Source organism: Microbacterium enclense (assembly GCA_038182865.1).
GTDB classification, from domain to species: Bacteria; Actinomycetota; Actinomycetes; order Actinomycetales; family Microbacteriaceae; genus Microbacterium; species Microbacterium enclense_B.
Map to the genome: position 1 here is coordinate 2,990,873 of CP116226.1, position 12,258 is coordinate 3,003,130.

Here is a 12,258-nt window from a genome sequence, read left to right on the forward strand (position 1 = left end):
CATGACCTCACCGACCGAGCTCGCCGTCGTCGTCCTCGCTGCGGGTCAGGGCACCCGCATGCGCTCCCGCCTCCCCAAGGTGCTGCACCACGTGGGCGGACGCCCGCTCGTCGGGCACGTGCTCGACACCGCGGCATCCCTGGACCCGGCCCGCATCGTCGTCGTCGTTCGCCACGAGCGCGAGCAGGTGGCCGAGACGGTCGCCGAACTCGCACCCGGGGTCGTCGTCGTCGACCAGGACGAGATCCCCGGCACCGGTCGAGCCGTCGAGGCCGCTCTCGGCGCCCTCGAGGGCTTCGAGGGTGATGTCCTGGTGCTCAGCGCCGACGTCCCGCTGCTCGAAACCGGCACGCTCACCGAGCTGCTCGCCACCCACCGCACCGGCGGGACCGCCGTGACACTGCTGAGCGCGCGTGTGGACCAGCCCTTCGGCTACGGCCGCATCCTGCGCGACGAGGCGGACGGCGTGCGTCGCATCGTGGAGCAGAAGGATGCCACGGCCGAGGAGGCCGCGGTCACCGAGATCAACGTGGGGGTCTACGTCTTCCAGGCGGCGCCGCTGCGCACCCAGCTGGCGCTCGTGGGGACCGAGAACGCGCAGGGCGAGAAGTACCTCACCGACGTGGTGGGTCTGCTCCGCGATGCGCAGCTCGGCGTCGCGGCATCCGTCACCCCCGATGCCGCGGCCGCCCTCGGCGTGAACGACCGTGTCCAGTTGGCGGAGGCCGGGCGCACCCTCAACGCCCGCACCGTGCGGAGATGGCAGCTCGAGGGCGTCACCGTCGTCGACCCGGCCACCACGTGGATCGACGTCACCGCGACGCTGGCTCCCGACGTCACGATCCTGCCCAACACGCACGTGCGCGGCGCCACCGTCATCGCGTCGGGTGCCACGATCGGCCCCGACACGAGCCTCGTCGACTGCGAGGTGGGGGAGGATGCCACCATCACCCGCGCCGACGCGACGCTGGCCGTCGTCGAAGCCGGCGCCACCGTCGGACCGTTCGCCTACCTCCGTGCCAACGCCCGCGTCGGCGTGAACGGCAAGGTGGGCACGTTCGTCGAGGTGAAGAACTCCTCGATCGGCGAGGGCAGCAAGGTCCCGCACCTGTCATACATCGGCGACACCGACATCGGCCGGGGCGTCAACCTCGGCGCGGGCGCCATCACCGCCAACTACGACGACCTCATCAAGCACCGCACCGTGATCGGCGACGAAGTGCACAGCGGCTCGCACAACGTCTTCGTCGCGCCGGTTACGATTGGAGACGGCGCCAAGACGGGTGCCGGCGCAGTCATCCGCAAGGATGTCCCGCCCGGCGCACTGGCCCTGAGCGTGGCACCCCAGCGCAACATCGAGGGGTGGGTCGAGAAGAACCGACCGGGTACGGCAGCGGCCGATGTGGCCGCGCGGGCTCGGGCTGAACAGGAAGCGGCCGATGGCTCGTAAGAAGAATCGTGTAGACCTCGACCGCGACAACGGCATCGCCCCCGGGCTCGTCGCCAAGACCAAGAAGCGCCTCGTCGTCGCGTCCGGCCGCTCGCACCCCGAGCTGGCCGCCCAGGTCGCCGAGCACCTCGGCACCGAGCTCGCGCCGACCGAGCACCGCACCTTCGCCTCGGGCGAGATCTACACGCGTTTCGAGGTCTCCATCCGCGGGTGCGACGTCTTCGTCGTGCAGTCGTTCGGCCCGCCGGTCAACGAGTGGCTCATGGAGCTGCTCATCATGCTCGATGCCCTCAAGCGCGCCTCGGCCAAGCGCATCACCGTCGTCGCGCCGTACTACCCGTACTCGCGCCAGGACAAGAAGGGCCGCGGTCGCGAGCCCATCAGCGCCCGCCTCGTCGCCGACCTGTTGAAGACGGCCGGCGCCGACCGCATCATGAGCGTCGACCTGCACGCCGCCCAGATCCAGGGCTTCTTCGACGGTCCCGTCGACCACCTCTTCGCCAAGCCCGTGCTGCTCGAGCACTTCGAGCAGGGCCTCAACGGCGAGGACCGCGAGACCCTCACGGTCGTCTCGCCCGACATGGGCCGCGTGCGCGTGGCCGACACCTGGTCGGACAGCCTCGGCGCACCCCTGGCCATCATCCACAAGCGTCGCGATCCGAAGGTCGCCAACCAGGTGTCCGTGCACGAGATCGTCGGTGACGTGAAGGGCCGCACGTGTCTGCTCGTCGATGACATGATCGACACCGGCGGAACGATCCAGAAGGCCGCGCAGGCCCTCAAGGCGAGCGGCGCCCGCAAGGTCATCGTCGCGGCGACGCACGCGATCTTCAGCGACCCGGCGAGCGAGCGGCTCCAGGACCCCGCGATCGACGAGGTCGTCGTGACCGACACCGTGCCGCTTCCGCCCGAGCGCCGCTTCCCGGGCCTCACGGTCCTGCCGATCGCGCCGCTGCTCGCGCGCGCGGTCCACGAGGTCTTCGAAGACGGCTCGGTCACGAGCATGTTCGGCGGCGACGCGTAACCCGGCGCCCGCTTCTCAGCCGTCGCCCTCAAGCGGCGGCTGAGCTCGTTTCCGGGGCGGCTCGCCGGGTTGGGTTCTGCCGCGGGCCGGGCGGGGTTTCCGGCCCGAGACCGCGCGGGGCGGCTCGCCGGGTTGTGCCGTCGTGCGGAGTTCGTGCCCGACACGCCGGTTCGGGATGCCGCGGGGCGGCGTGCCGGCCGAGAACTCCGCGCGACGGTGGGGGTGGTGCCGTCGGGTCGGGTGGGGTTCTACCGCGGGCCGGGCGGGGTTTCCGGCCCGAGACCGCGCGGGGCGGCTCGCCGGGTTGTGCCATCGTGCGGAGTTCGTGCCCGACACGCCGGTTCGGGATGCCGCGGGCTCGGCGTGTCGGCCGAGAACTCCGCGCGACGGTCCACGTGGAACGACGTGCTTCGCACAGCCGACACAAAAGAATGAACCGGGGAGACGTCAAGGTCGTGTCTCTACCGTGAGCACGAACGAGCCGCGAGGCACGACCGAAGGAGGACCCTCATGATCCGCACCACAGCCGTACCCCGTCCCGTCCGCATCGGCACCGCCCTGCTGGGCGTCGCCGGCATCGTGACCCTGGCCGGGTGCTCCGGCGGCGCGACCACCGACGCCGCCGCTCCCGCCGAGAGCGCGTCCGCTCCGGCGGCGACCTCGGCGCCCAGCTCGACCACCGCCACCGGCGGTTCGAGTGCGTCGGGCACGTACAAGGACGGCACCTACGAGGCGACGGGCCAGTACGCCACCCCCGAGAGCGTCGAGACCGTCGACGTCACCCTCACCGTTGCCGGTGACACCGTCACCGACGTGACCGTGACCGGAGACCCCCAGGCGGCCGAGTCCCGGCGCTACCAGAGCGAGTTCATCGGCGGCATCAAGGACGAGGTCGTGGGCAAGAAGCTCGACGAGATCTCGGTGAGCAAGGTCGCGGGCTCGTCGCTGACCAGCGGTGGCTTCAACAAGGCCGTCGACACCATCAAGACCGAGGCCAAGGCCTGAGAGTCATGACCGCCCCGCTCGCCGCGGGTCCGACCTGGACCTTCGACGCGATCGGCACGTCGTGGGCGATCGAGACGGCGTCCGCGCTGAACTCGGTCGCCCGCGACGCGGTGTGGAGCGTCGTCGAGCGCTTCGACCGCGAGTGGTCGCGCTTTCGTGGCGACTCCCCGGTCTCGGCGCTCGCGGAGGGCCGCGTGGCATCCGTCCCCGTACCGAGCGACGCCGACGCGATGCTCTCGCTGTACGACGAGCTCGACGCGGCGACGGCCGGGGCGGTGAACCCCCTGATCGGTGAGGCCCTCGCCCGTCTCGGCTACGACGCTCGCGTGAGTCTCGTCCCGTCGGGCGACCCCGCGCCGGTGCCGCCGTGGCGCGAGACCCTCACGTGGAGTGACGGTCGGCTCGCCGTGGCTCGACCGGTCACGATCGATGTCGGGGCGGTGGGCAAGGGGCGTCTCGTGGATCTCGTGCTCGACACGCTCCGGCACCACGTCGACGGCGACATCGTCGTCGATGCATCGGGTGACATGGCGCTGCGCGGCGCAGCCGTGCGCGTCGCCCTCGAACACCCGTACGACGCGACCCGAGCGATCGGCGTCGTCACCGTGACGGACGGTGCCCTGTGCGCCTCGGCGATCAATCGCCGCGCCTGGGGGGACGGCCTGCACCACGTCCTCGATGCCCGCACCGGTGCTCCGGTGCGCGCGTTCGCCGCGACCTGGGCCGTGGCCGACACCGCGATGCGTGCGGACGCGCTCGCCACCGCCCTGTTCTTCGACGGGGGACCCGAACTCGCGGCCTCCTGGAATGCGCACTGGGTCCGCATGTCCACGGACGGTCGCGTGGAGTGGTCGCCCGGATTCGCCGGGGAGATCTTCGCGTGACCCCGTCGCCCCACCCTCGGAAGGGAACTTCATGAGCGCCACGCTCACCGCGGGCTCGACCCGTGTCCTCGGCCTGATCGGCCGCGTCTCGATGTACCGCCTGGTGATGTCGTCGCTGGGTCTGCTCGCCGTCATCGCGATCGTGCTGTCGTTCGCGGGACAGATCGGTCCGCAGCCGCTCGAGATCGTCGTGAGCGCCGTCGTCCTCGCGGCGGCGTGCGCGGCGACGGATCTCGCCGCCCAGAGCCTGCTCCGGATACCACGCCGCCTGGAATCCTCCCTGATCACCGCGGCCATCCTGCTGTTCGTCCTGCGGCCCACGCTGGAGCCGCTCGGTCTCGTCGGTCTCGTGCTGGCGGGCGTCGTGGCATCCGTCTCGAAGTACGTCCTCGCGTGGCGGGGACGTCATGTCTTCAACCCGGCCGCGACGGGAGCGGCGGTGCTGACCATCGTGAGCGTCTGGGCACCCGACCTGGGTTCGTCCGCCTGGTGGGTCGGGTCGCCGTGGATGGCGGGCCCGGTGCTCGTGCTCGGTGTCCTCCTGCTGCTGCGCACCGACAAGCTTCCGATCGTCGCGACCTTCTGGGTCGTGGCGATGACGGTGGCCTTCATCCGGACGACGATCCAGTTCCAGTCGGCGGGCTTCCCCGTCGACGTCCCGACCGTGCTGTTGCAGGTCGCCTTCTCGTCGCCCTTCCTGTTCCTCGGCGCCTTCATGCTGTCCGAGCCTCTGACCCTGCCCCCGCGGCGCGTGCAGCAGTACGTCGTGGCGATCGTGGTGGGTGTCTTGGCGGGCTGGCCGATCGCGGTCGGTGCGATCACCCTCGGTCAGGAGCGTGCGCTGCTCTTCGGCAACCTCGTGGCGTTCCTCTTCTGCCTGCGGGCCGCGGTCCGGCTGCGCGTCGAGGCTCGTCGTGACCTCACGCCGACCGTGCGCGAACTGACGTTCCACGCGTCGCGGCCCTTCTCGTTCTCGCCGGGGCAGTATCTCGAGCTCGACGTGCCGCACCGCCGCCCCGATGCGCGCGGCACGCGCCGCGAGTTCTCGATCGTCTCCGCACCGGAGGACCTGCCCGAGGTGCGCATCGCGTTCAAAGACGGCTCGCAGTCGTCGTACAAGAAAGCCCTCGCGGCCGTCGACCCCGGGACGACGCTGGCCGTGACAGGCGTCTGGGGCGACTTCATCCTGCCCTCGCGCCCGACCGCACCGGTGCTCCTGGTCGCCGCGGGCATCGGGGTGACCCCCTTCGTCTCGCAGCTGCGTCACCTGATCGCCACCCGCCAACGGCGTGACGCCGTCCTGGTGTACGTCGTGTCCGATCCGGCGGAGTTGGCCTTCCGCGACGACATCGCGGCCAGCGGCATCCCTGTCGTCGTCTTCTCGCCGGACGAGCCGCGGGATCTGCCGGCCGGGTGGACGTGGGCGGGACCCGATCGCGTGGATGCCGAGGGTCTGCTGCGCGCGGTTCCCGACATCGCGCAGCGCGCCGCGTACGTGTCGGGGCCGCCGCGCCTCATCTCGACACTCGCTCCGGCGCTCGCCACCGCGAAGTCGCTCACGACAGACGCCTTCGCGGGCTATTGAGGCGACGCGGGTGAGGTCGCGTGTGAAGAGGGCTGGCGGGTCCCGCGCGGTGCCGGGCGGGACGTGCGCGGCGGGATAGCGTCGCCGACATGCTCCTTCTGGCTTTCGCCGCTCTGCTCGTCGTCGCCTTCGTCGTGGCGCGCACCCGGCAGCGCGCCCAACTGCGCGAGGGGACGCTGCTCGTCGCCGCGGTGGTCTTCGCCCTGCTCGGCGGACTGCAGCTGCTCGTGCAGTCCGATCCCCGTGCTGCGGCGGTGACACTGGTCGTCATCGCCGCCGCGGTTCCGGTGATCGTGCTCGTTCTGGCCGTGTTCCTCATCGCGAACGGCGTGACGATGCTGCGGCACGAGGGACGGAGCCTGGCGAACCTGCTGTCGCTTCTCGCCGGCATCGGCCTGCTGGTCTTCCCGATCGCCCTGCTGTCACTGCTCGCGTGGGGTGGGCTGGGCGGCTTCTTCGTTGCCGCTGTCCTCGTCCTGCTCGCGGGGTACGCGGCGGCGGCGTTCGTCGCCTTCCTGTTGTCGTCGCTGCTGTACGCCGCGCTCCCCGTGCCGCGACGCCCGCGCGCGATCATCGTCCTGGGCTCGGGACTCATCCGCGGCGAGGTGCCGCCGTTGCTACGGGGACGTCTCGAACGGGCGATCGCCGCCTGGCGGAAGACCGACGCTTCCGGCGGCGGCACCCCGGTGCTCGTCCCGTCCGGCGGTCAGGGTCCGGACGAACCCCGGTCCGAGGGTGAGGCGATGGCGCTCTACCTCCGCGATCGCGGCATCCCGGACGCCCTGGTGCGGCCGGAGACACGCTCGCGCAACACGCGCGAGAACCTCGAGTTCTCGCGTCCGATCATCGACGAGCTGGGGGTCACGGGGCCGGTGCTGATCGTGACGAGCGACTTTCACGTGCTGCGCGCGGCCCTCCTGGCGCGGGTCACCTTCCCCGGCGCACGCGTCGTCGGGGCCCGGACCGCGGCCTACTTCGTGCCGAGCGCGTTCCTCCGCGAGTACGTCGCGCTCCTGAACCGGCAGCGATGGATGCACGTCCTGTTCGCCCTGGTCTTCGGGGCGGCGCTGATCAGTGTCTACGCGGCGGTCTTCCTCACCTGACCGCTCAGCGGCGGATCTCCTGCAGCTCCCACGTATTGCCGTCGGGGTCGCGGAACGACGCGAAGGCGACACCACCCAGGTCGCGGACGTCGGCGACAGGCTGCGGGATGAGCTCGATCTTCATGTCCATTCGGCACTCCCGTGTGGCGTGGGATCGGCGGGTTTCGCGGGAAGCCGCACCTCGAAGGTCGTGTCGCCGGGCTCGCTCCGCACGCTGATGGTGCCGCGGTGCGCCTCCACGATCGCGCGCGCGATCGACAGGCCCAGCCCCGTGCCGCCCGTCTTCCGGTCGCGCGAACGGTCGGCACGGGCGAAGCGCTCGAAGAGCTGAGCAGCCACGGCGGGGTCGACTCCGGGACCGTTGTCGTGCACGCGGAGCACCGCGTCGTCGCCTTCGCGGGCCACGGAGACGGTCACCTCGCTTCCGGGAGGGGTGTGCGTGCGCGCGTTCGCGAGGAGGTTCGCGACCACCTGATGGAGCCGTGACGCATCGCCGGCCAGTTCGACGGGGTGGTCGTCGACATCGATCTTCCACGCGTGGTCCGGACCTGCGGGCCGGGCGTCGCCCACCGCCTCGACGGCGAGCCGGGTGAGATCGACGGTGCCGTAGACGAGCTCTTGCCCCTCGTCGAGTCGCGCGAGCAGGAGCAGGTCCTCGACCAGGGTGGTCATGCGGATCGACTGCGCCTGGATCCGCTCGAGCGACTGCTCGGTGGTCTCCACGGCCATCGTGGTGCGCTGGCGCGACTCGTCGTCGTGCGCCTGACGCATGGCACGCAGGGACAGTTCCGAGAAACCGCGGATGGATGCCAGGGGAGTACGCAGCTCATGGCTGGCATCCGCCACGAAACGACGCATCAGCTCTTCATTGCGCTGGCGAGCGGACAGTGACGCGTCGACGCGGTCGAGGAGGGTGTTGAGGGCGGCACCCACCTGGCCGATCTCGGTGTGATCGTCGACCTGCTCGGCGGGCACGCGCTCGGTGATCGATACGTCGCCCTGATCCATGCGGATGGAGGCCACCCGTGTGGCGGTCTCGGCGACGGCTTTCAGCGGCCGCAGGCCGAGACGGATGACGAGGGCGATCACGACGGCGAGAAGCAGGAGTCCGCCCGTGGTGACGAGGGCGACGGTGGTGAGGATCGCCCCGATCGTTCCGGTGACCTGGGACAGGGGCAGCCCGACGATCAGCACGTCATCGCCGCCGGATGAGTACGGCTTCACGAGGTACTCGCCGAGATTCGGCAGTTCCACTGTGCGCGCGTTCGGGTTCGAGGATCGCAGGCTCTCGACGATCTGTGCGATCTCGTCGGATGCCAGGGCCCGAGAGGTGCCGTTGTCGACGACCGCCCCGGTCGGGCCGTTGAGCCGTGCGCTCATGACCAAGAGTGTGCCGTTGTCGAACGGGCCCGCATCCAGCACCTGCTGCGCGGTGCTCTGGAACGAGATGCGCTGTTGCGCCACCGAGGCGACGTCGGTGACCTGCGCGTCGAGGTTGTTCAGCAGCACCTGGCTGAGGATCGCGCTGGTGGAGACGCCGATCATGATCAGGATGAACGCGACCATGCCGATGACGGTGGCCATCAGTCGCGCTTGCAGACTCCACGGCCGTCGCAGACGGCGACCGGATGCCACGTCGGCGGGCCTCGTCGGGTCGGTGGGCGGCGCCGCCGGGGGAGCCGGCCGCGGAGGGATCGTCACTGCGGGGCTTTGATCATGTAGCCGACGCCGCGGACGGTGTGGATGAGCGGTTCGTGACCGGCGTCGATCTTCTTGCGCAGGTACGAGATGTACAGCTCGACGACGCTCGAGCGGCCTCCGAAATCGTAGTTCCAGACGCGGTCGAGGATCTGCGCCTTCGACACCACGCGTCGCTGGTTGCGCATGAGGAAGCGTAGCAGTTCGAACTCCGTCGCCGTGAGCTCGATCTCCTGACCCGCGCGCACGACCTCGTGGCTGTCCTCGTTCAACGACAGGTCGCCCACCCGCAGGATCGGCTCGGAGTCGCGCGTCAGCGCGGTGCCCGCGCGGCGCATGAGGCCACGCAGGCGCGCCACGACCTCTTCGAGGCTGAACGGCTTGGTCACGTAGTCGTCACCGCCGGCGGTGAGACCCGCGACCCGGTCGGCGACGGCATCCTTCGCGGTGAGGAACAGCACGGGCACGTCGTTGCCCGAGTGGCGCAGGCGCTGCAGGACCGCCATGCCGTCGAGGTCGGGCATCATGATGTCGAGCACCATGGCATCCGGTTCGAAATCGCGCGCGGCCTGCAGGGCGTCGAACCCCGAGCCCGCGGTGCGCACGTCCCACCCCTCCATCCGCAGCGCCATCGACAGGAGGTCGGTGAGCATCTGCTCGTCATCGACGACGAGCACGCGCAGAGCGCTCCCGTCGGGGCGGGTGAAGGCGGGGGCGGCGGCGGTCGCGGTCATGGAACTCATTGTGCGCTCGTATCTATGAGCTTTCTATGGCGTGAGTTATGGGAATCCTGAGAGCGGGATCGTCGCCGGCTGACAGCCCCCGCGATCGCCACACCGATGACCGCGCCGAGCGTGTTCGCGACGACGTCGCGGACGTCGGCGACCCGCGTCGGCAGGAAGAGCAATTGCACCGTCTCGATGGTCGCGCTCACGAGCGCGCCCATCAGGACGCCGTGCCACCACCGGCCTCCCCAGGCGATCGCGAGGAGGCCGAGGGGGAGGAACATCGCCACGTTCGCGGTGAACTCCACCACGTCGAAGGTGATCCACGCGGTGGGAGGCCACGCGCGAAGGCCGCGGAGGACGGCGTTCAGGATGCCACCCACCCCGTCGTCGTAGATCGACGGGCGCAGTGTCATCCACCACACACCCAACGCATACACGCACGACGCGGCGACGAGCAGAGCCCGTCGCCGCGTCGTCAAGGTGCGCTCCGGCGCTCGATGACCCTTGACCCTCAGTGGGTGTCTTCGGCCTCGATCTCGGTGCGGTCGCCCGACCAGAGGGTGTGGAACGTCCCCTCCTTGTCGATGCGGCGGTAGGTGTGGGCGCCGAAGAAGTCGCGCTGACCCTGGATGAGGGCCGCGGGCAGACGCTCGGCACGCAGGCCGTCGTAGTACGCCAGCGACGAGCTGAAGGCCGGGGCCGGGATGCCGGCGGCGGCGGCGAGGGCCACGATGTTGCGCCACGACGCCTGCGCGCGCCCGAGGGCTTCGACGAAGTACGGTGCCGTCAGCAGCACGGGCAGCTCGGGCTCGGCATCGTAGGCTTCCGCGATGCGGTTCAGGAACTGCGCGCGGATGATGCAGCCGCCGCGCCAGATCTTCGACACCGCACCGAGGTCGATGTTCCAGCCGTACTGCGCGGCTCCCGCGCGGATCTCGTCGAATCCCTGGCTGTACGCGACGATCTTGGACGCGTAGAGGGCCAGGCGCACCTGCTCGATGAACGCGTCGGCGTCTTCACCGGTGAGGTGCTCGACACCGAGGGTGTCGTCGGGGCCGGGCAGGTCGCGCGAGACCGAGCGCTGCTCGGGGTGGCTCGACAGCGAACGGGCGAAGGTGGCCTCAGCGATGCCGGAGACGGGAACGCCCAGGTCGAGAGCGGTCTGCACGGTCCACGCCCCGGTGCCCTTGGCGCCGGCCTGGTCGAGGATGACGTCGACGAGCGGCTTGCCGGTCTCGGCGTCGACCTGACGCAGCACCTCGGCGGTGATCTCGATGAGGTACGACTCCAACTCGCCGCGGTTCCACTCGGCGAACACGTTGGCGATCTCGGCGGGCGTCTTGCCGGTGGCCTGGCGGATGAGATCGTACGCCTCGGCGATGAGCTGCATGTCGGCGTACTCGATGCCGTTGTGCACCATCTTGACGAAGTGGCCGGCACCGTCGTGGCCGACGTGCGTCACGCAGGGCTCGCCCTCGGCGACGGCGGCGATGGTCTTGAGGATCGGGCCGAGCGTGATCCACGACTCGTCCGAGCCTCCGGGCATGAGCGAAGGGCCGAGGAGGGCTCCCTCCTCGCCGCCGGAGACACCCATGCCGACGTAGTTGATGCCGGTGTCGCGCACGGCCTTCTCGCGGCGGATGGTGTCGGTGAACAGGGCGTTGCCGCCGTCGACGATGATGTCGCCGGGCTCGAAGACCTTCACGAGCTCGTCGATGACGAAGTCGGTGGGTCGGCCGGCCTTGACCATGATGATGGCGGTGCGCGGGACCGACAGCGACGCCGCGAAATCCTCGTAGGAGAAGGAGGGGACGAAGTTCGCCTCGGGATGCGTCTCGACGAGGTGTTCGGTCTTGTCGGCGCTGCGGTTGAAGACGGCCACGGTGTTGCCCTCGCGGCTGGCGAGATTGCGGGCCAGGTTCGAGCCCATCACCGCGAGCCCGACGACGCCGATGTTCGCGCGGGCGTCGCCCTCGCCCTCCGGGCGGGAGTCCGCCTCGGCGGTGGGGCGCTCGACCTCTTCGATGCCGGGCGCACCCTCGTGCACCTGTGCGGCCTTGTGCGGGGCCTGGTCCTGGTCGGTCGAGGGTCCGGTCGGAGAGGGGGTCGACGTCATTGAGTGCTCCGTAGATCGGCTGCGAGAAATGGGGGTGAGGGCGCACGTTGGGGCTGCCGATGCCACTTTATCGGCTCGGGTCCCGCGTGTTTCAGGCGGGGGAGAGGTGCAGGCGGTCGACGACCTCCTGCACCTGCTCCTGGGGGGTCAGGTCCAGGTCTACCCGGATCGCCTGCTCATCGGCATCCGGGATCTCGAGGGTCTCGAACTGCGAGGTGAGCAGCGACGGGGGCATGTAGTGCCCCTGGCGGCGCAGCAGGCGTTCCAGCACGAGGGCGGGATCGCCCATGAGAAGGACGAAGGTGACATCGTCGCGGCGCAGCACGTCGCGGTAGCGGCGCCGGAGGGCCGAGCACGTGATGATGCCCGGGCGCCCGGCGGCGATCTGCCCGTCGATCCACGCGGCGACACGGTCGAGCCAGGGCCAGCGATCGTCGTCGTTCAGCGCGTGTCCGGAGGCCATCTTCGCGACGTTCTCGGCCGGGTGCAGGTCGTCGCCCTCCTGGAAGTCCCACCCCAGACGCCCGGCGAGCATGCCGGCCACGGTGGACTTACCGGTCCCGGCGGGACCCATGAACACGAGGATGGGTGGGGATGCCGCAGGTTCGGCGGAGTTCTCCGCCTCGACGTGGGCCGATGCCAGCGGGGCAGATGTCATGTCGGGG

12 protein-coding genes are annotated in these 12,258 nt (G+C 70.3%); 6 read left to right on the forward strand and 6 right to left on the reverse strand.

What is annotated here, in order from left to right; translation table 11 throughout:
• Position 1 precedes the first annotated feature (1 nt).
• From glmU to PIR02_14070, 6 genes are all read left to right on the forward strand, one after another.
• A complete protein-coding gene (glmU, locus tag PIR02_14045) occupies positions 2-1,450 on the forward strand; it encodes a bifunctional UDP-N-acetylglucosamine diphosphorylase/glucosamine-1-phosphate N-acetyltransferase GlmU (GenBank protein WZH35882.1) in 1,449 nt (482 codons plus the stop codon).
• Positions 1,440-2,474: a ribose-phosphate diphosphokinase gene (locus tag PIR02_14050; GenBank protein WZH35883.1), complete on the forward strand. Its 1,035-nt coding sequence runs from the start codon at positions 1,440-1,442 to the stop codon at positions 2,472-2,474. The genes glmU and PIR02_14050 overlap by 11 nt, the downstream gene beginning before the upstream one ends.
• A 510-nt stretch (positions 2,475-2,984) precedes the next feature.
• Positions 2,985-3,479 carry a hypothetical protein gene (locus tag PIR02_14055; GenBank protein WZH35884.1) on the forward strand — a complete coding sequence of 165 codons (495 nt, stop codon included), beginning with the start codon at positions 2,985-2,987 and terminating at the stop codon, positions 3,477-3,479.
• A 5-nt stretch (positions 3,480-3,484) separates the two neighbouring features.
• Positions 3,485-4,363 (forward strand): FAD:protein FMN transferase, encoded by an 879-nt coding sequence (locus tag PIR02_14060; GenBank protein ID WZH35885.1) that lies wholly within the window; start codon positions 3,485-3,487, stop codon positions 4,361-4,363.
• A gap of 31 nt (positions 4,364-4,394) precedes the next feature.
• The gene (locus PIR02_14065) at positions 4,395-5,948 is read left to right on the forward strand and encodes a flavodoxin reductase (GenBank protein WZH35886.1); all 1,554 of its coding nucleotides are present in this window, start codon (positions 4,395-4,397) and stop codon (positions 5,946-5,948) included.
• Positions 5,949-6,037: 89 nt separating this feature from the next.
• The gene (locus PIR02_14070) at positions 6,038-7,051 is read left to right on the forward strand and encodes a YdcF family protein (GenBank protein ID WZH35887.1); all 1,014 of its coding nucleotides are present in this window, start codon (positions 6,038-6,040) and stop codon (positions 7,049-7,051) included.
• Positions 7,052-7,055: 4 nt separating this feature from the next.
• Here PIR02_14070 and PIR02_14075 read toward each other — a convergent pair whose 3' ends face one another.
• From PIR02_14075 to PIR02_14100, 6 genes are all read right to left on the reverse strand, one after another.
• Complete coding sequence (locus tag PIR02_14075) at positions 7,056-7,181, reverse strand: hypothetical protein (protein ID WZH35888.1); 126 nt, start codon at positions 7,179-7,181, stop codon at positions 7,056-7,058.
• Positions 7,172-8,635: an ATP-binding protein gene (locus PIR02_14080; protein ID WZH35889.1), complete on the reverse strand. Its 1,464-nt coding sequence runs from the start codon at positions 8,633-8,635 to the stop codon at positions 7,172-7,174. The genes PIR02_14075 and PIR02_14080 overlap by 10 nt, the downstream gene beginning before the upstream one ends.
• Positions 8,636-8,748: 113 nt before the next feature.
• The gene (locus PIR02_14085) at positions 8,749-9,483 is read right to left on the reverse strand and encodes a response regulator transcription factor (GenBank protein ID WZH35890.1); all 735 of its coding nucleotides are present in this window, start codon (positions 9,481-9,483) and stop codon (positions 8,749-8,751) included.
• Between the two features lie 5 nt (positions 9,484-9,488).
• A complete protein-coding gene (locus PIR02_14090) occupies positions 9,489-9,914 on the reverse strand; it encodes a VanZ family protein (GenBank protein WZH39013.1) in 426 nt (141 codons plus the stop codon).
• 74 nt (positions 9,915-9,988) lie between these two features.
• A complete protein-coding gene (gene gndA, locus PIR02_14095; GenBank protein ID WZH35891.1) occupies positions 9,989-11,593 on the reverse strand; it encodes an NADP-dependent phosphogluconate dehydrogenase in 1,605 nt (534 codons plus the stop codon).
• Positions 11,594-11,684: 91 nt separating this feature from the next.
• Positions 11,685-12,251: a gluconokinase gene (locus PIR02_14100; protein ID WZH35892.1), complete on the reverse strand. Its 567-nt coding sequence runs from the start codon at positions 12,249-12,251 to the stop codon at positions 11,685-11,687.
• Positions 12,252-12,258 lie beyond the last annotated feature (7 nt).